Raw genomic sequence first — 22,600 nt, 5'->3', positions numbered from 1 at the left:
TAAATATGCGTTTTAAGGTTTTCAAAAATACTGTTTTATTCCCGATAATTTTCGGTATTATCTCAATGGTTATATCATGTGCTGGAAAAGCTGGAAGTGAAAAAGTGACAGCTGAAAGTTTGAAGCAGGAAGCTCGAAGCACGAAGCCAAAGGATGACAAAGCAATTGTTGTTGGCGCTGATCAAACGGAACAGTATTTACCATTGCTTAAAGGAAAGCGTGTTGGTGTTGTGGCTAATCAGACGAGTGTAATATTTAAAGAGATTGCCACGTCTCGTAAAAAAAACGAGACTCGCAATGACAGTTCATTTGTACATTTAGTTGATTCATTATTAGTTTTAGATATCAACATCAAAAAAGTCTTTTCACCTGAACATGGTTTTAGAGGTACTGCAGATGCTGGTGAAAAGGTAAAAGATGGTGTGGATACCAAAACAGGTTTGCCTATTTTTTCACTTCATGGAAAACATAAAAAACCAACCAAAAAACAGTTAGAGGGCTTAGATATTGTGGTTTTTGATATACAGGATGTTGGTGTTCGATTTTACACTTATATCTCTACGTTACATTATGTTATGGAAGCTTGTGCAGAAAACAATGTACCTCTTCTTATTTTAGATCGTCCAAACCCAAATGGCAATTATGTAGATGGTCCTGTATTGGAAAAAGAACACAGTAGCTTTTTGGGCATGCATCCTATTCCATTGGTTCACGGTATGACGATTGTTGAATATGCACAAATGATTAATGGTGAAAAATGGTTAAGCAATGGAGTTACTTGTGATATCACTGTTATTGAAATGGAAAATTACAATCACGATAGCCTCTACAGTTTACCTATTAGACCTTCACCTAATTTACCAAATGATCAATCCATTACGTTATATCCGAGTTTAGGTTTGTTTGAAGGCACCAATATTAATGTTGGGCGTGGTACAGAGTTTCAATTTCAACGCTATGGAGCTCCCTTTTTAGATAAAAGTCATTATGAATTCAGCTATACTCCAAAACCAAATTTCGGCTCTAAATATCCTAAGCATAAAGATGACGTTTGTTATGGTGCAGATTTATCTAATATAAAAGCTGAACGGAAATTTACCCTAAAGTACGTTATGGATGCATATAACCATGCTACAGATAAATCCAAAGTATTCAATACGGCTAATTTTACAAAGCATGCAGGAACAGCGAAATTGCAACAGCAAATTGAAGCTGGACTAAGCGAAGCTGAAATTAGAGCAACTTGGAAAGATGATTTGGATGACTATAAAGAGATGCGAGAAAAATACCTAATTTATAACTAAACTGTTTTAGACACTTCGACTGTTCTTACGCTAAAGCTTCAGCGACACGCGTGTGCTCAGTATGACATTGTCCTAATTATTCTCAGTCACCGCTACTTTGACTGGTTCCGTTGCTACAATGTCTTCTGAAATTTCTTGTTCGGGTAAGTCTTTAGGAATATCCTTTAATATTCTTACTACAAACACAATCCGCTTTGGTGATTGTACAGCTACCAAAACATGTTTTCCTTTAGGTAATTTATTTAGCGGTAATTCAAAATAAGTGGTATCAACGTAAACATCGAAATCTCTTCCGTAGTCTTTATTAATGGAATAGAGATAATTGATTTTTGTGTCACTTTTGAGAATTAGCGTGTCTTTTGTAGCGTTTAGTTGGTGTATCAAACCTTTGGCTTGAATGTTTCTATTCTTTTCAAGTTTAGCATAATGCTCTTGCGCTTTAAGTGAGAAGCTCAATAAGAAAATGAGAATAATGAGGAGACAGATACGGATTAAATTTTTCACTATGGCATTACTTAGAATTAAACATGAGTTTGTTTATTCCAACAGTAATTAATTAATCCACCAGCAAACATAAATTGTTTATGAATTTACAGACTAAAAAATCCATTAAATACATAAATATTAGAGCAACGACATCTTTTTGTTGATAAACTGTTAATAACGATTGTTTTTACGTATCTCTAGAAGCCTATCTGGATAATCCGTAATAATGCCATCGACATTCCACCTTAGCATTTTAAACATGTCTTGTTCTTCGTTAACCGTCCATGGAATTATTTTATATCCTTTATCTTGATAATTCATTATCAAATCATGTGATGTTAACAATTCAAAATATGGACTTATAATCTCTGGTTTATAGGATAATTCAGCCAGCTTCGTTGCAATATTTTCATCCTTGTCGATTAAAAGTGCTATTTTCATCTTTGGAGATTGTTTTTTTATTTCTTCGAGAATAGTCAAATCAAAGGATTGCAGATTCACGCGATTGAACATGCCTTTATCTTCAATTTCATTCAATACGATTTTCACATATTCCTCTGGGTGCGGTGTGTAAATACCATAGTATTCGGGCTTGGACTTTAGTTCAATATTGAATTTAACCTCTGACTCTTTCACCTTATCCATTTCAAAAACTTCGGATAGAAGTGGCTTGTATGTTTTTAACTTTTCTTGTTCTGGATAAGACGGATGATACTTGGAGCCACAATCAAATTCTTTAATCTCCTCGTTAGTCATATGGTAGAGATTGTAAGCCATATCCATTTCTTTGGGAATCTCATTACCTTCAGGATTTAGGCAAGTAAATCGGCTTATAAACGGCTCATGAGACACCACGACTTCTTTATCTTTGGTAATGGCAATATCGAGCTCTAGAGTTTGCACGCCAAGATCAACGGCCTTTTCAAAAGCTGGTAAGGAATTTTCAGGCAAAAGCCCTCTACAGCCTCTATGTCCTTGCACATCTAATTTTGGGTTTGAATTGCAGCTCATTAGCAAACAAATTATTAAAAGAAAAGTACTATTCCTCAAAATCAGCTGATAAGGTAGGTTTTTCATATTTCTGAAAAGGCTGCTTTAGCAATTCACCGATATGACCATTCTTTTTCTCATCAGGAAACACATCAACTCCATACACCAATTTTTCGCGATCCATGTACATATACGTCCCAAATAGGCGATCCCAAATGCTAAATATATTGCCATAGTTAGAATCTGTATAAGGCAATCTGTAATGGTGGTGAATTTTATGCATATCTGGCGACACAATAAAATAACTTAAAACTTTATCCAAACCTTTAGGCATCTTAATATTTGCATGTGTAAACTGGGTAAACACCAATGACAAGGACTGGTACAAAAACACTAAAGCTATTGGTGTACCGACAATTAAAACTCCCAAAAGCGTGAATATAAATCTTATAACACTTTCTATAGGATGATGTCTGTTAGCCGTTGTTGTATCTACATTATGGTCTGTATGATGTACCAAATGCACCATCCATAAAGGCTTTACCTTGTGCTCTACATAATGAGCCAAATAAGCACCAAAAAAATCTAACAATAACACTCCTAAAAATGCATACAACCATAACGGCATTTCCGGTAACCAATTAATAACTCCAAAATCATTGGCTTTTACCCAGTCAGCTGCACCAAGCAACAGAAAAGCAAAGGCAAAATTGATGATTACCGTGGTTAAAGTAAAAAATAAATTAGGTAGTGCATGTCTCCATTTGTTGTATTTAAACTTAAATAAAGGCAGTCCACTTTCAATTAACCAAAACAGAGTAAGTCCACCAACCAAAATAAGACTACGGTGTTTGGACGGGATGGTCTCAAAATAATTAATTAAGGTTTCCACCATTTTTAAGTATTAAGATTTATAATCTTCTGGGCTTTGCTCAAATTTACTAAAGAAATTTTAGCTTTCCATGGTTCTGCATCTTCAGGTTTGTCTGTACTCATATATGCCGTGTAATAAAGAAAAGCAACAAAAGACTTATTGCTCTCATAGATGTCTTCATCCTTCAGCTTTCTCAACAACCTTATGACTTTCTTTGGGCGTTTTAATATGAGGTATTCTTGTATTTTAAGTAATTCGCAACGCTGCTCTAAGCTTGGTCTATCTTCTGGTTCTTGTTCTTTTATCAATTCAACAGCTTCCTGAAGATATATATTAGAGAGGTTTACAATACTAGATCGTGTCTTTGTATCGGCATACAGCGCAAAGTCCAAATACTTTGAAGCTAAATAATAAGCCGAATAAAAATCTTTTTCACTTTTATAGTCCTTGAGTTCTTGAGCGATATACTGCGTATTAAGCCCATAAAGCCTTATGATTTCCGTAATATTCTGAAAGTCTTCCGTAAAATAACTGACGTTTAAAATATTACCGTTAACATCCATAATTTTTATAGAGTCGTCATTAAACTTATCGATGTAAATTTGACTTCGCTTTCCTTTAATTTTCTCGTACAAATCCGCATATCTATACTCACTCACTATAACAGGCACAAAGTACTCCCAGATTAATGGGCTCACTTCCTCATCTTCAAATAAATTATCTATATAGATGGTTCTCCCTCTATCATCTTTTACAAAAACCGGATACTGATAGTTAGTGGTTTCTTCCCAAACCATGAGCACCATTTTATTTTGCACCTGTGCCAAGCGTTGGGCAATTTCTAAATTGGTCATCCAAGCCTGTGCAAAGGAAATACTCATTCCAAAAAAGACGAGTGCTAGGGTCGTATAGAGTTTTTTCATTTTATTTTTTTTCAAAATAGAGTATCAAAAATTATTCCGAAGCATAAATTTTATAATTGAATTCGTTTTTTCATTTCTTCAACGATGTTAAAAGCAGCAGGACATATAACCACATTTTTGAGTGTTAAGTTAGAAATTTGCTGAAACTTTTTTCTATCCGTATGCGGAAATTCTCTACAAGCCTTTGGTCTCACTTCATAAATTGAACAATAGTTATCCGCTCCTAAAAACGCACAAGGTACAGATTGCAATACATAATCATTGTCTTCATCTAAACGAAGATATGCTTCTATAAATTGCTGTTCTTTCATTTTAAAGAACTTAGCAATGCGCTTAATATCCTTGTCTGTAAAAAGCGGTCCAGTAGTTTTACAGCAGTTGGCACAATCTAAACAATCTGTGCGTTCAAATTCTTCCTTGTGTAGATCTTGCATTAAATAATCCAATTGCTTGGGTGGCTTTTTTCTCAGTTTTGTAAAGAAAGTTTTGTTTTCCTTATGCCTATCTTTGGCGAGCTTAGGAAGATTATTGATTTGGTCTTGCATAGTGTAAAAATACAAAGTAAATGTCATTACGAGGAACGTAGTGACGTGGTAATCTGTAACAAAAATAGTTAAATTAAAAAAGAGATTGCCGCGCTTCGCTCGCAATGACAAGAAAATAATTATGAAAGATATCTTCGGAAAGGCCTTAAGGGATTATCAGAATAACAATTATTCTAAAGATATCGTCACTTGGACCAATATCTCCGATGAAGACGAACTACCACTTCCCTATTTGTTTAGGGATTATGCTGAAATGCCAAAGCTGGAACAAAAAGCTCTAAATTTAAGTAAAGGACACATTCTTGATGTGGGTTGTGGCGCTGGTAGCCATGCGTTATGGTTGCAAAACAAAGGTTATAAGGTAAAAGCTATTGATACATCTCAAGGTGCTATTGAAGTAGCAAAACAGCGTGGTGTTTTGAATATTGAATTAAAACCACTTTTGGAAGAAAGTGAAACATTTGATACGATTCTATTATTAATGAATGGTACAGGAATTTTTCAAGAGCTATCACAAGTTACTAAATACTTAATACACCTAAAATCATTATTAAATCCCAACGGACAAATCCTAATCGATTCTTCTGACATATCCTATATGTACGAAGGCGAAGATGGTGGTACTTGGATAGATTTAAACAGTCCGTATTATGGCGAACTTGATTATTACCTCAGCTATAAAGGCGAAGAGGAAGTACCCATGAAATGGCTTTACCTTGATTTTGAAACTTTACATACTGCTTGCCAAACCGTTGGTTTACAATGTGAAAAAATAATGGATGGTGCGCATTTTGATTATTTGGCAAAAATTTCTCATTTATGAAAGTGAAATTCTGAAACAACACTTCGACAAGCTCTGTGTGACAGTTCAGAATGACAGACCTTATTAAAAATCAAATTGATACGTAGCACCAGCTAAAGCTTGAAAACCTTGTACTGGGAAGTTGAGGTAACGCTGATAATCTTGATTTAAAATATTATTCACTTTAGCAAAAATTGAAAGTTGGTCATTTATCTTGTAACCCAAATGTGCATTGGCATCAAAGTAACTTTCTAGTGTTATCATCTCCATAATTGAATCGCCTGTTAAAGAGCCTTCCAATTCAAATAAATCTTTTCGCTCACCAACAAAATAAGCACTAGCACCAGCAAACCACTGTTCCGTAATCTGAACATCCATAAAAATAGAACCGGTCACATCTGGCAGGTTCCATGCTTCGGCTTGTGTATCCGTATTATAACCAAAGTACTCACCTTTTAAACCTAGAGTAAAGTTTCTATTGACATCAATATTTAGCTCACCTCCCACAGAGAATGTAGTGACATCATCATAAACAATTCCGAATGAATTACCGTAATAATAATCTTCTGCTCCGCTACCAAACGAAAAATTTCTTACTGTATTTAACCTATATAACGGCTTATTATCTTCAGAATAATAGCTTCCCTTAATATTATAACTTACATTATTAGACAACTTTCCTTTTAACCCAATAAATCCATTATAGCGTTGGTCTGTTGGAGCGATTAACAAGGTTGGTGACACAAATGGGTTTTCACTTGCAAATTGATAGTACGAATTTTGTTGAAGATCTCCTTTAATTCCACCATAGGCGATTAAAATCTCATCAACTAAACGGTAGGATGCTTCAAAATTTGGATAAATAAAGAACTTATTGTCACTAAACTCAGTATCATTAAGATAGACCAAACGAACACCCAAACTAACAGTTAAATCATCTTGTTTCATTTGGTATGATGGAGATAAACCAAAGGTTACGTTTCCGTAATTAATTTCATCACCACCAAAATAACTTTCGTCAAAACTACCTCCTATATAATCCACATAAAATTCAGTGTTTATTTCTTCGCCTTGAACAGGAATAGCAAAATTTGTTTTAGCCACAAATCTATTCTCACCAGAATCTTGATCGTCGCCAAAACGTCTGAATCTCACGCTTCCGTCTTTTATGATGGCGTCATCAAACTTTAATTTACCTCCTATGTAAAAGCTGTTAAAGGAATGCCTAGGGTCTATATCACTAGCTTGATCTTCATATCCCTCTGGTAAACCGTACCAGTTGTAAGTCATTAAATCAACACCTCCATCTACTTTCCACGAAAAATCCCTAAGTTTCTGTGAATAATGTGCATTTAAACCAGTTTTACTGAAATTGTCATCCAAAAACACATTGTCGATACCACCTTGTGAGGAATGATGGCTAAAATAACCGCCAACATTTTCGGTACTGCTCAACTCATGGTTAAGATATACCTCGCCCAAAATTGTAGTGTAAGTTCCCACGCCAAGAGAGGCATAATTATCGTATAACTTCACTGGTTTTGCCTTATCTACATTAGCCGCTTTTCCTTTTGCAGGTGTAAAAGTTGATGCCACAGGGATTGAGAAGATATTGTATTTCACTTCCTTTTTCTTCACTATATTAGAGTCGCTCAATTTTGGTGTATCCTTAATTTTAAACGCATCAGAAATCGTTGGTGTATACGGTTTTACCACATTTACCACTTGATCGTCAATAGTGTCATTTTTGCGCTCTTGGGCATTTATAAATGATAAACCGGTTGCTATGGTGATTATAAAAATTAAAAACTTGATTTTCATGTTTTTTGATTTAAATTTTTTTGGCTTCGACTGCGCTCAGCCTGACAATAAATTAATGATTCAAGACTGTTATATTGAGCACAGTCAAAATGCTTTCATGTTTAATTATCGTCTGTTTCGATTGATGAATTTGTTTTTGCTTCTTCGGCTTTTATTTTATTGAGTTCTATTCTTGCTTCTTGTACAACATCGTCAAAATCCGGGAAGTTTGAAATCACGCTTTCCAAAATATAGGTCGCTTGAAAGGCATCTCCCAAAGCATAGAAATTCTTTGCCATAACCACCAAGCCCTTGGCGCTATAGTATTTGTAGCTGCTATAATCCTTTGCCAATCTTTGGATGATTGTATTAGAAGCTTCATACTTACCCTCTTTGTTCTTAAAGTAGCCGTTATAGAACAGAGCTTCAGCAGCTAGACTACCTGTGGCAATTTTTTCAACATCTGCATAAGCACCTTTTGCCTTGGCCTCATTACCGGTTTTTATGGCTGAACGCGCAATGATGATTTTGGCATCGCTCTTTACTTTGTTATCCAAGTTTGAATTGCCCAATACTCTTTCGGCATAGGTCTCTGCCTGATTGTAATCTTCAGTTTGGTAATAGGCATTCATTAAATTGGATTGCGCATATAATACATTCTGCGGATAGTCTGCTTCGACTTCCAAAGTCTTTAATACTGGAATGGCTTTAGACCAATTGGAATCGTTCAGGTAAATTTCGCATAACCTAACTGTTGCTTGTTCGGTATATTCACTTTTTGCAGCCTCAACAACATATTGGTAATGCGGTTGTGCATTTTCGAACAAATCCTTTTGGTAATACAACTGTGCTAAATAAAAGTGTGATTTTAAAGCATGGATTCCATTCGAGAATTGATTCAGATATTTATTGAACTGACGAATGGCATTATCTGTATCATTATCTAAATACGGTTTTTCTGCTGCCAAATACATGGTATTATCCAATTCAACATCGGTTACCTCAACATAGTCTAGAGATTTTACCCAAGATGCATATTCATCCACACGACCTAAATCGATATAAATTAAACGTGCCGTGGAAACTGCCTGTACAGCCTCTCCAGAACCAGGAAAGTCACTCGCTACTTTCTTAAACTTGGTCAATGCACGTTCATTATCGTTACTGTTGTAATAGACCAAACCTTGGCGCAACAAAGCTTTTGATGTGAACGCACTTCGTCTATATTCAGAATTTAAACGGTCATACATTTGCATAGCCTTATCTGTATCACCAGTCTTTACGTAAGAATTTGCCAATTCGTACATAGCATCGTCTCTTAAAGCTGATTTTGGATAACCTTCTATAAAGGCGTTTAACTCAGAAATTTTTGTAGAACTCTTGCTTAAATACCCATGACTCATCGCTTTTTGAAATGCTGCATAGTCTGTTTCTATTTCATTGATTTGAATCGCTTTATCATAAGCATTTATAGCATTTTGATACTTACTCGATACAAAATATCCATCTGCCAATCTTAGATAGGCATCATTTCTTCTGAGTCTATCGCTCGAATTTTTATCTACGAACTTCTGAAAGTAATTAGAGGCATTGTTATAATCCTTCAACTTAAAATAGGTGTAAGCCAAGTTATAATCAAGATTTTCACTTTCAGGAAGGTCTGAGGCCTCAGCCATTCCCTTAAATTGTTTAAAGCCAATCAACGCATCGTTAAAATTGGAAAGATTGTATTCGGTTTCTGCTTTCCAAAATGTTGCCTTTGCTACAAAGATTGGGTCTCTTGGCTCTTTTAACGAATTGTTGAATAAATCTAGAGCTTCACTATACTTGGTTTCATTGTAAAGTTCAACACCTCTAAAGAATGCCACTTTTTGGTAAGCTACTTTATTTTCAAAGCTGTTCTTCCCTTTTAAAAGCTCAAGTGCTTCCTTGTAATTTTTTGATGTGATGTAAGAATCTATCAATAAGGTTTCGATTTCCTCTCTATAACTTGTTTCTGGGTATTTATCCAAATAACCAGCCAATACCTGCGGAACCGATTGGTACGGGTTACCAATTTCGTAACTGATTTTGGCATAGTTTAACCAAGCATCTTCCTGAATTTTGAGATCGTAATCCATTTCAGAAGCGTTTCTAAAAGCATTCAGTGCTTCTTGCTTCTTATCGAGGTTGATATAACTCTCGCCCAAATGGTAATAGGCATTTTGAGCTACGGAATTGTTACCATCAATAATTTTATTGAATTCAGAAATGGCAGCTTCAAAATCATTTTGCTTGTAGTACGTGTAACCTAATTGGTAGTAATCGGTATTGTTCCATTTGCCACGCTTGCCTTGGTATGCTTTGAGGTATGGCAAGGCTTCTTCATATTTTTCTAGGTTAAAATAGCTTTCTCCAATAATTTTAGACAGCTCGGACTCTTCCTCACCTCTGGCATTTGGTAATTGCGCCTTTGCTAGTTCAATGGCTTTTTCAAACTTTCCTAATTTAAAGTTTAAATCTGCCTGATAGTAGGATAGCTTTTCCTTGTACTTTTCGTTATCACTAACCTGGTCAAAATATTCGTTGGCTGTATCATAATCATCACCTTCATAAGCCATGTAACCGATATAATACTTGGCTTGCGAACCATATTCTTGGGAGTCCACAACACGGTTTAAATATTTTGTAGCTTGAGTTTTACTTTTGGTAGCATATAGACTGTAACCGTAGTTAAAATAGTAGCGTTCACGCTCAGAACGTGCAATGCTCAGTTCATCCACTTTTTGATACCATTTACGTGCGTAAGCGTATTTAGAATTTTCGAAATAATAATCGGCTACGTCTAAATAAGCCGTATTACGTTTGGTGCTTGTTGGATATTCCTCGACAAATTCTGTGATTAAGTCATCAGCATTTCTTTGATTTAATCGTACTGCACAATTGGCGATATAATACGAGCAATCCGATTTCAGCATCTTATCGTCAGTATTGTACTTTATATCATCGAACAAGGATTGTGCTGCTTTGTACTGCTTATTGTTGTATAAGGTCAATGCTTTCTGATAATCTTTTAAATCACTAGTATAAACCGCAGATTTCTGAGCAATACCGAGTAGAGAAAACATGAGAAAAACGATGATGAATTGTCTTTTGAGAAGTAGCATTTGCTTCGTTTTTTGATTATTATTTTTATGATGAATTGTAATTAATGTAAATATAATTCAATACAAAATCTATAACGGTGAAAACTCTGTATAATTATAAACTAACTTATTAAATGTTAAAATAGCCAGCCAAAGAATCGTTTAAAAAATCCTTCCTTTTTCTTTGGCGTTTCAAACTCAACTCTAAAGACTCCAAAATTACTGGAGGTTTTTGTTGCCATAGTGTTATGTGTCGGTTTTTCAAAAGCCTTTAATCCCATTGGGAATGTTACTTTCATATCTTTTGAAATCTCGCCAGATTTAACTACTACGGTTCTATTTTCAATATCGTAGATTTTATACGATGAACCTTCCTCAATATCAAACTCACTAAAATCTACCGTAACATCTTTTCCTTCTTTTTGAAGCAATGCCACATTGAAATGATTTTTTTTCGTTTTGAGCTCTACTACTTTTAAAACTGGGTTGATTTGGAAATCCTTTAGTTGTTTCCACTCGCTATTTTCATCTATACCAAAAGTGGTTTTCCAGTCCGAAAGTTTGTAATCTTTATGTTTTAATACTCTTAATCCTGCCGTTTTTCTAGTATGGAATCTATTGTTGTTAAAACTCAAGCGACCCATTTCTAGTGCAGGAAGACTAGATGTTGCTAAATGCACATAGCCTGTATAAACTGTATTGTTTTTAAACACCAGAGACTTAGCGTGCATAATGTTTAAGGCGTTGTTTCTTCCAATTATAACATTATCCGTAATGGTTATATCTTCTACTAATGCTTTTGGTGTATAACCTAGAGTCAGCGAATTACCATAACCAAAATTCTTAAAATCCGTAAAATCAGTATTGTGATAAAGCACGTTGTCTTTAACTTTTATATTCTTGGCCACATTGATACCATCAGCATCTCCAGAAGCAACAATAAGGTTTGAACAAGGCCTACCAGTAGGTGCACCATTATTGAATATAATATTATCGGTTAGTGATACATTCTTAACAAATTCTCGTTTAGTTCCAGAGGTAGCTGACCACACTTCTATGCCTTTGTAATAATTATTGAAAATGATATTATTTCTAATAATTCTCGTCTTATCACTTTCATTCTGAACATAAATACCCACTCCATGCCCACGAGTACCTTGATAACCATTATTGAAAATCATACAATCCTCAATTATAGATCCTCCTGTAGCTTTCCATGAGCCTATACCAGAACCAGGAACGTTGTGAATTACCAGTTTCTGAAATTTACAATCCTCCCCTTTCATATGATTAAGGCCTGCAACAGCTCTGAAATTTTTGACTGATTTTGATCGTGAAAAGTTTCCTAAAAATGTAATCTCAAAATTCTTATAAATGACATTGCTTCCGTTAACTTCGAGCACATAATTTTTGTTACTATCAACATTTCCATTGAGAACAACTTTGTCGTTCTTATATGCTACTACGCTTATATATTTACCCTTTATTGTAGATTCTAAAGTACTTTTAAATTTACCTGTATAAATTCCCTTATGCAACCAAATAATATCACCACCATTTACACGTTCTGAAGATTGTGATAATGCAGTTTGCAAATCCCATGGATTGTTGAGGCTACCATCGCCATTTGGAGAACCTTGGATTGATTTACCATCTATCGGAAAGACATGAAACTCTTTTTGTCCAAAAGAACATATAGTAAAAAACAGTACCAATAAACTAATTGAATGTCTCATGAAAGTAGCTTTTCAATTACTATGCCAAGGTAGAAATTGCATTTGGGATTTGAAATATTAAACAATACATTTACACATACTTAATTTGAATAAAAAATATGTCCGAAACGGTTTTACAACTTAAAGATGCGACGATTTACCAAGGTGATAGCATGGTACTTGCCAATATAAATTTTGAAATGAAAAAAGGAGATTTTGTTTATCTCATTGGTAAAACCGGAAGCGGTAAAAGTAGTTTTATGAAAACCCTTTATGGCGATCTAGAACTCACCGAAGGTGAAGGCAATGTCGTAGATTTTAACCTTAGAACCATGAAGGAAAAAGATATTCCGTTTTTACGTAGAAAATTGGGTATCGTATTTCAGGATTTTAAGCTTTTACCAGACCGAACTATAAATGGCAATCTTGAATTTGTTCTTAAAGCCACGGGTTGGAAAGATAAGGATAAGATTAAGGAACGTATTGAAAGTGTATTGGATAAGGTCGCCATGAAAACTAAAGGATTTAAGTTCCCTCATGAACTTTCTGGCGGAGAACAACAACGCATCGCCATTGCACGTGCGTTACTTAACGATCCTGAATTGATATTAGCAGATGAGCCAACAGGTAACCTTGACCCACAGACAAGTATTGAGGTTATGAAAGTATTACAAGACATTAATAAAAATGGAAATACTATTTTGATGGCAACGCACGATTATGCTTTGCTTTTAAAATATCCGAGTAAAACCTTAAAGTGTGATGAAAACAAGGTTTTTGAGGTAGTGCAACGTAAGAACTAATCTTTACAAATAATGCTATCTATACTGATACCAGTATATAATTACAATATTCTTCCCTTAGTTGAAGAAGTACATGCACAGGCCATAAAATGTCATATTAAATTTGAAATTATTGTAATTGATGATGCATCAGATATTAGATTTGATAGTACCGAAAAAGTAAAGGCATTTTCTAATATTAAGTTAATCGTCCTGAAAGAAAATATTGGACGCAGTGCCATAAGGAATCTGTTAGCTAATAAAGCACAATACAATACACTTCTTTTTATAGATGCTGGCACATTTCCTAAATCAAAAGAATACATCGCTTCCTATATCGAGCACAAAGAAAAAGATGTGGTAATTGGTGGAATGATTGGAGAAAAGGTCGCAGCCAAAAAACCGTATAAACTCAGATGGATATACACAAAAGAGAGAGAGTCCCACAAGAGTAACAAGGTACTTTCTTCGGCTAATTTTTTAATAAAGAAATCCGTAATTCTCAAGTGCCCATTTAATGAAAGCATAAAAACCTATGGTTATGAAGATCTATTATTTTTTAATACTCTAAAAGCAGAAGGTATAAAACCTAGTTTTATCGACACTCCCGTTATACATGATAGTAAAGAAGATGCGGATACTTTTATAAAAAAGACAGAACAAGGTTTGCAGAATTTGCATCATCTGGTAAAATCTAATGAAAAACTTATACAAGACAGCTCTGTTGTTAAATATTCAAATAAAATTAATTCTCTAAAACTTAGTGGACTAGTTATAATGTTATTTATCCTTACAAAACCTTTATTATTAAAAAACTTAAAATCGTCCTATCCATCCATGCGTTTATTCGATTTTTATAAGTTGGGTTACTTTTGTAAACTAAAACAAAAACATTAGTGTCTTTTTTTTCAATTGTCATAACGGTATACAATAAAGCGGATTTTATAAAAAATACCCTGAGCAGTGTGCTAAACCAATCATTTAAAGATTTAGAGATCATTGTAGTCAATGATGGCTCTACAGATGAAAGCGAGACTATTATTAATTCATTCAAAGACACTCGGGTTAGACTTATAACGACTGAGAACCAAGGTGCATCTGTTGCTAGGAACACCGGAATTAAAGCGGCTAAATACAGCTATATAGCTTTATTGGATGGAGATGATATTTGGGATAAAGAATATCTCAAAACGATACATACAGCTATTTTAAAATTTCCTGAACACAAAATTTTTGCTACAGCCATTTCCCAAAAATATGAACATAAGACTGTTCCTGTAATATATAATTTTAAGCGATCAGGGCTTTACAAAAGTTACAATTATTTTGAAGCCAGTCAAAAATATTCATTACTTACGAGTTCTAGTGTAGTGTTTCACAAATCAATATTAGAAAAAACAGGGTATTTTGATCCTTTAATCATTTCGGGTCAAGATACAGATATGTGGATTCGTTTTGGGTTACATTATGATATACTATTTATAAACAAACAACTAGTAATCTATAACTATAGCCCTTCGAGTCTTTCTAACACTACTTTTGGATTAGATAAAAAACCTAAATATGATAAGTACCTTAAAGAAGAACAGAATAACAAATACATAAAAGCTTACTTAGATCGTAATCGTTATTCTATGGCTATTTTAAGCAAACTACAAAGTGATAATAAAAGCTTCAACTATTTTAAATCTCATATAGATATCAATACACTAAGTACTCGGAAGAATTTGTTATTAAAAAGTCCTAAATGGCTTCTCAAACTATTGATAAAATTAAAATCATTAAAAGGAGAAAAGGTCTATTACCCTAAGGACTGATTTATAAACGTCTCGTACTCTCTAATATACTCATCTTCGTTGTAAGTGGTAGAAGCCAAAACCAAGCAAACCGCACCTGAAGAAAAATTATCAATTTCGCGCCAGATATTTGTAGGTAGATACAAACCCTGTGTTGGTTTGTTAAGCATAATCCGTTTACGCGATTTACCGTCATCTATAATCACTTCAAAGCTTCCGCTAAGCGCAATAATTACAGACTCTTGTTCTTTATGCGCATGACCTCCTCTGTAGCTATCACTAGGAACATCATATAAATAGTATACCCGTTTTATAGCAAACGGAACAACCTGTTTTTCAATAACCGCAAGCGAACCGCGCTCATCGTGTACTTTAGGTATTTCAATAATTTTACTATCTCCTATCGTTTTCATTCAATTACTCCAATAATTTTTTCCATTGTTGACCAATTTCCGCTTTCGAAAACTTCTCAACGCTAGCTCTTGCATTAGACTTACAATGTAAGTATAAATCTTTATCCTCTAGCATTCTGTTCATGGCATTTGCCAAAACTTCGATATTATGATTTTCAACTAAAAGCCCATTTTGCTCGTTGATAATAATTTCATCTGGACCAGATTTACAATCTACAGAAATTACTGGTACACCAAGAGCGAGAGACTCTACCAAAACTCTTGGAAAGCCTTCATACCTACTTGTTAAGACCGTAAAATATGCAGACTCAACCAAATCATAAGGATTTTCCTTAAAGCCTAAAAATTCAACATAAGGCTCCAAATTTAGATCATCGGTTTTCCTTTGCAACATTTCTTTATCTTTTCCATTTCCTAATATTTTTAGCTTTATACCTGTTTGAGGCAGTCTTGATTGAGAATAAGCTTCTAACAATAAAGAAACGTTTTTTACAGCATCATCTAATCGCCCATAAAAAAGGGCATAACTACCTGTTTTTGATTTTTCGGTTTTTCGGCTTTCATAATTTTCTACAACCGGATTATGTATTACTTCTAAATTTTTGAAATTATAACTCTCCTTAAGTTTATCACATATAGCATTAGAAACTGCAACAATCTTAAATGCAGAGCCATACAAAACCTTCCCGATAAAATGGCTTGGATTAATGTATGCCTCTGTTTTGTAACTGCGAATACAATAAATCGTTCTTTTTGCATTGTAAACCCATTTAGATATAACAAACTCTTTGAACAATCCTATTCGAGTTCTATTATCAATAACATAATCAAAGTTATTTTCCTTAAGGTAATTCTTAAAAACCAGTAATCGCTTTAGCCTCCCCAAACTAGAGTGATCTTTGGATTTTAGCTTACCCAAATTGAGCAGTTCCCCTTTGTATGGATAGTCTATTCTGTCTATTACCGAAACAATATGAACATCATAACCTAAATCAAATAATAATTCAGATAATAAAGCAGAAGAGCGTTCTGCACCACCAGCACCTAAAGAAGAAACTACAATACATATTTTTTTAGGGTTGGATTTGATCATTAAAAATTATCTTTGAAGCAAATGTAATCATATAAATGAAAATTTTATTGGTTGGCGAATATAGCAGGCTTCATAATTCGTTAAAGGAAGGTCTATTGCGATTGAACCATGATGTCACCATCGTTGCATCTTTTGACGGGTTTAAAAAGTACAATGTTGATTTACTGATTGAGAAAAGATATCAGACAGGGCTCAAACAAAAGATTAAAAACTTATTATATCTCATTAGTGGTATTGATCTTGAATCCATTAACATAAAAAGCCAAGTTAAAAGGTTGCAACCGCAGCTGAGCAATTATGATTTTGTACAGTTTATTAACGAAGCTCCTTTTGGTTGTACTGCAAAAATCGAAAAGGATATTTTTGATTTAATCTCTTCATGGAATAATAATATTTACCTGTTGTCATGCGGCACAGACTTTATAAGTGTTTCATATGCCAATGCCGATAAACTAAGATATTCAATCTTAACACCTTATAAAAACGGAAAGGATAGAACTTTTATTAGTGCCTATGGTCTTAAATTTTTGAAGCCTGAATTTAAAAAGCTTCATAAACACATTTACGAAAATATCAATGGTGTTATTGCTTCAGATATAGATTATCATTTACCATTGAAAAACCATCCAAAATATTTAGGACTAATACCAAATCCTGTAAATACGGATGTTTTAACGTATAAAAGACCAAAGACCGAAGAGAAGATTATTATTTTTCATGGCATTAACTCAAGCAATTACTACAAAAAAGGGAATGACATTTTTGAAGAAGCCTTAGAAATCTTAAGTGCTAATTATAGTGAACGAATAAAAATCATAACTGTTAGAAGTATGCCGTATAAGGATTACATAAAAGCCTTAGATGGAGCTCATATTGTTTTCGACCAAATTTATGCATACGACCAAGGTTACAATGCTCTTGAAGCTATGGCACAAGGTAAGGTTGTGTTTACAGGTGCAGAAAAAGAATGGTCAAATTATTATAACGTTGAAGAAGACACTGTTGCAATCAACGCATTGCCTAACGCTACGCATATTGCAAAAAAACTGGAATGGTTAATTAATAATCCTAATAAGATTACTGAAATTTCGAAAAATGCCAGACAATTTATAGAAGAGCACCATAATTATATATCTTCCGCCAAAAACTACTTAAAAACATGGCAAGAAAACAAAGAATAAGAAGCTAAGACGGCTTTGATTGTTTATTACTGTAATACAATCTGATAACAAATATCACAATGGCAAAGTATATAACAAAACGTACTAAATGTGCCATTACAACACCTTCTGTACCATAATACTGAATAAATATTTTGGTAAGTACAAAAAATAACACCAATGAAATAATCTCCGTAACAACAAAGCTCTTAACCAATCGTTTTGCTAAAAACTGATGCGCTAACACCAATGCACACAGACGAATAAAATCACCCAATAACTGCCATTTAAATAAGGGTTCCATTCCTGTAAAATCCGGATAGATAATTTCTATTATTAGATTTCTAAATAGGTAAACCAATAACATACCCAACCCAAAGATTGGCAAAATGGTTTTATAGATACTAAAGACTTCATTTTTAAAATCCTTTTTGTTGTGGATATTTGCAAATTTTGGTATTACATACAGTGTAAACAAGCCTGTTGCAAATACCATGTAGTTTTTTGAAATAAATGTAATCGCTGTCCAATAACCCGCTTCATTAATATTAATTTCATTGGCTACAGTTGTTCTGATGTTAATTTCAATATAATTGAGTAAAAATGCAGAAACAAAAGACATTAGAGTAAATGCCAAAAGTTTGTTCTTATAAATAAGGTTGAATTTTAAACTCTTAAAACTCATATATTCCCTTAATGTTTCGCCAAACACAAAACCTAAAACAACAAGTTGAATCATTGGTGCAATTGCAATTGCGATAATTACACCTTCTAATTTTGACGTATACAGACCTATAAGAATAGCAACTGTAGCTAAGAGATAACTTATAAGTTCAATTTTAGCGTATTTCTTATAATCCGAAAGGCCACTAACAATACCATTAATAGTTCTACTAACAGCTATAAAAGGAACAATTACAGCCAATAACTTAAATACATATACGAAGTCATCTGACTTAAAAAGATAATTAGAAAAATAGCTTGACCCAATAAACAAGATTAAAGCAGAAACAACACAACCGATGATAACAAAAATCGTTGCCGTAGAAAAAAGTTTAGCAAGTTCTGGCTTATCTTCTTTATACTCAGCTACATATTTTACCACACCACTAAAGATTCCCATAGTAGATGTGCTGGTAAGCATCACCATAACGTTTCTAACCTGTCCAATACTAGCAATACCAGCTTCACCAACTGTAATTGCTAATAAGCGTTGAATAAATACAGAAACAACAAGCCTAATAGTTATAACTACAGCGTTAAGCGATGTAATCTTAAGAACTGTATTACCACTAAGAAATTTAGGAAGTTTCACGAGTTACTGTTTTAAAAGTCATCTATTCCTTTGTCATTGATTACACCAAACAGAGAACTGCCAAAAATGAGCAATATAATCCCAAAATGCATAAAATAGCTCAGACAATGTCCCATAACTGCACCTTTTAACCCAAAGATATCAATGAGGTAAACACTAGACACATACATTATAATGAATAAAAACACTTCGATAATAATAAAATGGGCAAACATCTTTTTGGCCAAAAATTGATAAGCTATAACCATGGACATTACACGAATAAAATCTCCTAAAATTTGATATCCAAATAAGTCTTCTACAGGTCTAAACTCTTCGGTGAACAAAAGATTTACCAACAGGCTTCTGCTTAAATAAATAACACCTAGCAGAACAGCAAAGATTGGAAGCACAGTCTTATAAAAGCTAAATACTTCTTTTCTAAATTCCTCACGTGTATTAATTTCTGAAAAACGAGGTAAAATATAGAGTGCCATCAACGAATTAATAAACATTAAATAATAATCCGACACACGCGTTACGGCTGTCCAATAACCGGCTTCCTTAATACCAATTTCAGCAATGAGATAGTTTCTGATTATGATATAAACAATTGGCAATGCTATTGAGGACACCAATGCCATGATCATAAAAGGGCTTAAATTTTTGAGTACAGAAAATTTAATGTTAGTAATGTTTATGCTAGACATAAAGCTTTTCCTAAATGCAATACCCACAATGGTAATCAACAGACTCAATGCTGGTGTAATAACAACAGCAATCAATGCACCATCAATGTTTTCTTGTTTAATTAAAAGCAGCGTGACTAACAGTCCCAAAATCTGGCCAATAATATTGATGACCAATAAGATTCTATACTTAGAAAAGCCATTCATTATTGAGAACACAAACATATTTAAGGCATAGAATGGCAAAACAAGAGCCATGGTCTCAATAACGTAAGTATAGTTATTGTTTAGAAATATTAAACCGTTAATATATTCGGCATTATAATAACATAGAAACGCTAAAAGAATTGACGAAAAAAAGCCAAAATAAAAGACTGTAGATAATGTGCTCGTAAGCTCAGTAAAATTGTTCTTGCACTTATCTATTAGTTTAACAACACCATCATAAAGACCTGCTATGGCAATAGATTGTATGGTGCTCAAAAAATTTCTTAGATTTCCAATAAGGGCCATACCCTCCGGACCAATAAAAATGGTGATGAACTTAGTAATAATTATACCTGCAATAATCTTAATACTAATATTGGCAGTATTTAAGTTGGCTGCTTTTATCAGAACTTTATTGTTTATGTAATAGAAAAACTTTTTCAATTAGTAAGTATTAAGAACTTTAATTACAGTTTGCACCTCATTATCAGTTATAATTGGGCTTATAGGCAAACTTATAATTCTTTTATGGATTTGCTCAGTAATAGGCAGATTTAAATGAGAAAATCGATGAAGTGCTTTTTGCTTATGTGGTGGAATAGGATAATGGATTAACCATTCAATATTATTTTGATTTAAGAATTTTATAAACTCTTCTCTATCCTTTACTTCGACCACAAATGCATAAAAGACATGGCTATCTGTCTCATTATAAAACGGTAGTTTAATTTTAGGATTGTTAATTCCATTAAGGTATTGCATTGCAACAGTTCTTCTTTTTTGATTATCTGCATCTAAAGACTTTAGTTTTACACTCAAAAAAGCAGCTTGTAGATCATCCAATCTACTATTAAAGCCAATGATTTCATGGCTATATTTCACACTGCTACCATAATTTCTCAACAAAGCAATGGCATCGTATAAATCCGAATCGTTTGTTGTCACAGCACCACCATCACCCAAAGCTCCTAAATTTTTACTCGGATAAAAACTAAAGGCAGCGGCATGCCCTAATTTACCAGCTTTTATAGTTTTGGAATTTAGTTTTTGATTTTTGGAACTTGCCACTGCACCATGCGCCTGGGCAGCATCTTCAATTAACAGCAAATTGTGTTTCTTAGATAGTAGCTTTAGGCCTTCAACATCAGCTAACTGACCATATAGGTGTACCATAATAATTGCCTTAACATCTTTAGTTATAGCTATTTCTGTTTCCTCAACTGAAAGATTGTAAGTCTCAGGATTAGGTTCTACTAAAACGGGTTCTAAATCCGCATGTAATATGGATAGAATTGTAGCGATAAACGTATTGGCTGGCACAATAACCTTATCACCCTTGTTGAGTTTTCCAATTTCTATATAGCCTTTTAATATTAGTGTCAGTGCATCTAACCCACTTGCCGTACCCACACAGTATTCAGTGCCACAGTATTGGGCAAACTCATTTTCGAACTTTGAAACATTATCTCCTAATATAAAATGAGAAGCATCCAACGAGCTACTGAACGAGGCTTCTAGTTCATCGCGAAATCTATTGTTTATTTTATGAAGATCTAAAAATTTAATCATATAAAAACATCCTCTAAAAGTTTATAGTTTTCTGTTTCAATATTGTAAAACGCTTGGGTTATTGAACGCGCACCAAAACCTTCTTTCCAGAATTGCAGTCCTTTGTTTATTTTTTGTCCGGATTCGATATTAGATGTTCCAAAACTGAAATATTTTTTGTCCATATAAACATTATCCAATAAATGAATATGCAAAAAATCTAAACTACCCAATTCATTCTTATCAGAATTTCCTGAAATATATTGACAATGTGCAACATTTTCGGTTTCAAAAATTGTGGTGCCACCAACGAGCTCATCATTATAGAACACATTGAATTGCCTTATATTTTTTGGGAATCTAGACTTTAAAAGACCTATTTCCTCTAGACTATGCACAGGCTCCACACCGTGTTTTGATTTTAAATTGGGAGTTAAAATAGTACTCCAAAAGTCATCAAAACTATTCGTTTCTTTTACTATTAGGTTGTGCTTCTGTCCTCTTTTTAAACCCTCTTTTCTGCTATTGGAATAAGACTTAAATTGTAAATCTACTACAGAATGCATATCGGTTCTTACCAATTTGGCCTGAGTTTTAAAACATAAGTAAGTTGAAGGGTTGTTAGTAGTGTTATGCAAATAAATGTTCGGGATTTCCTTTAGAATAAACCTGACAATATCATTTTCATTTAGAAATTTTAATATTGCCTTAAAGGTCTCAATAATCTCTTCAGATTTTAAATCTTTTTTGTAAATCAATCCGCCATAACTCAAGCCTTGGTGGGAGTACACCTTATTACCAATCCTATTGGCTGGTAAAAGTGCCACTAACTTATCCTTTTTAAATATCATAAGAGAATAGTCTTGAAACCTATCACTATGGTAATCCATAAAATCCCTATGAAAGAGAAAAGTGTCTTGGTTACTTATAGAGACGAAATTATCCCAGATGCTTTTACAAGTAAATGTATATGTTTTAACCGTGTAAATAGTTTCAAAAAATTTAGAATTCACTTGGTGTGAAAGTACAAATTTTAAAGTATTTACCTAAAAGA

General features: G+C 33.7%; 20 protein-coding genes. 6 read left to right on the top strand and 14 right to left on the bottom strand.

Annotated features, from left to right (window positions below; genetic code table 11):
- Positions 1 to 5 precede the first annotated feature (5 nt).
- Complete coding sequence (locus tag F1003_RS07520) at positions 6 to 1,304, top strand: exo-beta-N-acetylmuramidase NamZ family protein (protein ID WP_155088583.1); 1,299 nt, start codon at positions 6 to 8, stop codon at positions 1,302 to 1,304.
- Positions 1,305 to 1,376: 72 nt separating this feature from the next.
- Here the strand turns inward: F1003_RS07520 and F1003_RS07515 are convergent, their stop codons facing one another.
- From F1003_RS07515 to F1003_RS07495, 5 genes are all read right to left on the bottom strand, one after another.
- Entirely contained in the window at positions 1,377 to 1,808 is a 432-nt protein-coding gene (locus tag F1003_RS07515; RefSeq protein WP_155088582.1) for a hypothetical protein, read from the bottom strand.
- 153 nt (positions 1,809 to 1,961) lie between these two features.
- Positions 1,962 to 2,801 (bottom strand): glycerophosphodiester phosphodiesterase family protein, encoded by an 840-nt coding sequence (locus tag F1003_RS07510; RefSeq protein ID WP_155088581.1) that lies wholly within the window; start codon positions 2,799 to 2,801, stop codon positions 1,962 to 1,964.
- 28 nt (positions 2,802 to 2,829) lie between these two features.
- On the bottom strand, positions 2,830 to 3,672 hold the full coding sequence (locus tag F1003_RS07505; RefSeq protein ID WP_162306930.1) for a sterol desaturase family protein: 843 nt from the start codon (positions 3,670 to 3,672) through the stop codon (positions 2,830 to 2,832).
- Between the two features lie 5 nt (positions 3,673 to 3,677).
- Complete coding sequence (locus F1003_RS07500; protein WP_155088579.1) at positions 3,678 to 4,577, bottom strand: hypothetical protein; 900 nt, start codon at positions 4,575 to 4,577, stop codon at positions 3,678 to 3,680.
- Positions 4,578 to 4,627: 50 nt separating this feature from the next.
- A complete protein-coding gene (locus F1003_RS07495; RefSeq protein WP_155088578.1) occupies positions 4,628 to 5,122 on the bottom strand; it encodes a YkgJ family cysteine cluster protein in 495 nt (164 codons plus the stop codon).
- A gap of 121 nt (positions 5,123 to 5,243) precedes the next feature.
- Here F1003_RS07495 and F1003_RS07490 point away from each other — a divergent pair, with 121 nt between their 5' ends.
- Positions 5,244 to 5,945, top strand: coding sequence for a class I SAM-dependent methyltransferase (locus tag F1003_RS07490; protein ID WP_155088577.1), 702 nt, complete (start codon positions 5,244 to 5,246; stop codon positions 5,943 to 5,945).
- A 63-nt stretch (positions 5,946 to 6,008) separates the two neighbouring features.
- Here the strand turns inward: F1003_RS07490 and F1003_RS07485 are convergent, their stop codons facing one another.
- The 3 genes from F1003_RS07485 to F1003_RS07475 form a co-directional block, all read right to left on the bottom strand.
- The gene (locus F1003_RS07485) at positions 6,009 to 7,745 is read right to left on the bottom strand and encodes a TonB-dependent receptor (protein ID WP_155088576.1); all 1,737 of its coding nucleotides are present in this window, start codon (positions 7,743 to 7,745) and stop codon (positions 6,009 to 6,011) included.
- Positions 7,746 to 7,846: 101 nt separating this feature from the next.
- Positions 7,847 to 10,870, bottom strand: coding sequence for a tetratricopeptide repeat protein (locus tag F1003_RS07480; RefSeq protein WP_155088575.1), 3,024 nt, complete (start codon positions 10,868 to 10,870; stop codon positions 7,847 to 7,849).
- A 116-nt stretch (positions 10,871 to 10,986) separates the two neighbouring features.
- Complete coding sequence (locus F1003_RS07475) at positions 10,987 to 12,585, bottom strand: right-handed parallel beta-helix repeat-containing protein (protein ID WP_155088574.1); 1,599 nt, start codon at positions 12,583 to 12,585, stop codon at positions 10,987 to 10,989.
- A 98-nt stretch (positions 12,586 to 12,683) separates the two neighbouring features.
- On the opposite strand from F1003_RS07475, the gene F1003_RS07470 reads away from it, so the two are divergent.
- Genes F1003_RS07470 through F1003_RS07460 form a run of 3 tightly spaced genes read left to right on the top strand, consistent with a single transcriptional unit; the run spans position 12,684 to position 15,163 of the window.
- Positions 12,684 to 13,367 (top strand): cell division ATP-binding protein FtsE, encoded by a 684-nt coding sequence (locus F1003_RS07470; RefSeq protein WP_155088573.1) that lies wholly within the window; start codon positions 12,684 to 12,686, stop codon positions 13,365 to 13,367.
- 12 nt (positions 13,368 to 13,379) lie between these two features.
- The gene (locus tag F1003_RS07465) at positions 13,380 to 14,243 is read left to right on the top strand and encodes a glycosyltransferase family 2 protein (protein WP_155088572.1); all 864 of its coding nucleotides are present in this window, start codon (positions 13,380 to 13,382) and stop codon (positions 14,241 to 14,243) included.
- A complete protein-coding gene (locus F1003_RS07460) occupies positions 14,243 to 15,163 on the top strand; it encodes a glycosyltransferase family 2 protein (RefSeq protein ID WP_155088571.1) in 921 nt (306 codons plus the stop codon). Before F1003_RS07465 ends, F1003_RS07460 begins: the two co-directional genes overlap by 1 nt.
- On the opposite strand, the gene F1003_RS07455 is transcribed toward F1003_RS07460, so the two are convergent.
- Entirely contained in the window at positions 15,148 to 15,555 is a 408-nt protein-coding gene (locus F1003_RS07455) for a sugar 3,4-ketoisomerase (RefSeq protein WP_155088570.1), read from the bottom strand. The genes F1003_RS07460 and F1003_RS07455 overlap by 16 nt on opposite strands.
- A gap of 4 nt (positions 15,556 to 15,559) precedes the next feature.
- On the bottom strand, positions 15,560 to 16,648 hold the full coding sequence (locus F1003_RS07450) for a glycosyltransferase (RefSeq protein WP_155088569.1): 1,089 nt from the start codon (positions 16,646 to 16,648) through the stop codon (positions 15,560 to 15,562).
- Positions 16,649 to 16,683: 35 nt separating this feature from the next.
- Here F1003_RS07450 and F1003_RS07445 point away from each other — a divergent pair, with 35 nt between their 5' ends.
- Positions 16,684 to 17,829: a glycosyltransferase gene (locus F1003_RS07445; RefSeq protein ID WP_155088568.1), complete on the top strand. Its 1,146-nt coding sequence runs from the start codon at positions 16,684 to 16,686 to the stop codon at positions 17,827 to 17,829.
- A 4-nt stretch (positions 17,830 to 17,833) separates the two neighbouring features.
- On the opposite strand, the gene F1003_RS07440 is transcribed toward F1003_RS07445, so the two are convergent.
- Genes F1003_RS07440 through F1003_RS07425 form a run of 4 tightly spaced genes read right to left on the bottom strand, consistent with a single transcriptional unit; the run spans position 17,834 to position 22,559 of the window.
- Positions 17,834 to 19,123, bottom strand: a complete 1,290-nt coding sequence (locus tag F1003_RS07440; RefSeq protein WP_162306916.1) for an O-antigen translocase — start codon at positions 19,121 to 19,123, stop codon at positions 17,834 to 17,836.
- Positions 19,124 to 19,134: 11 nt separating this feature from the next.
- Complete coding sequence (locus F1003_RS07435; protein ID WP_155088567.1) at positions 19,135 to 20,442, bottom strand: O-antigen translocase; 1,308 nt, start codon at positions 20,440 to 20,442, stop codon at positions 19,135 to 19,137.
- The gene (locus F1003_RS07430) at positions 20,443 to 21,567 is read right to left on the bottom strand and encodes a DegT/DnrJ/EryC1/StrS family aminotransferase (RefSeq protein ID WP_155088566.1); all 1,125 of its coding nucleotides are present in this window, start codon (positions 21,565 to 21,567) and stop codon (positions 20,443 to 20,445) included.
- The gene (locus tag F1003_RS07425; RefSeq protein WP_368732359.1) at positions 21,564 to 22,559 is read right to left on the bottom strand and encodes a GNAT family N-acetyltransferase; all 996 of its coding nucleotides are present in this window, start codon (positions 22,557 to 22,559) and stop codon (positions 21,564 to 21,566) included. The genes F1003_RS07430 and F1003_RS07425 overlap by 4 nt, the downstream gene beginning before the upstream one ends.
- Positions 22,560 to 22,600 lie beyond the last annotated feature (41 nt).

The sequence above is a fragment of the Winogradskyella ouciana genome (assembly GCF_009709615.1).
Taxonomy (GTDB): Bacteria; Bacteroidota; Bacteroidia; order Flavobacteriales; family Flavobacteriaceae; genus Winogradskyella; species Winogradskyella ouciana.
This window is presented reverse-complemented; position numbering and strand designations above follow the sequence as displayed.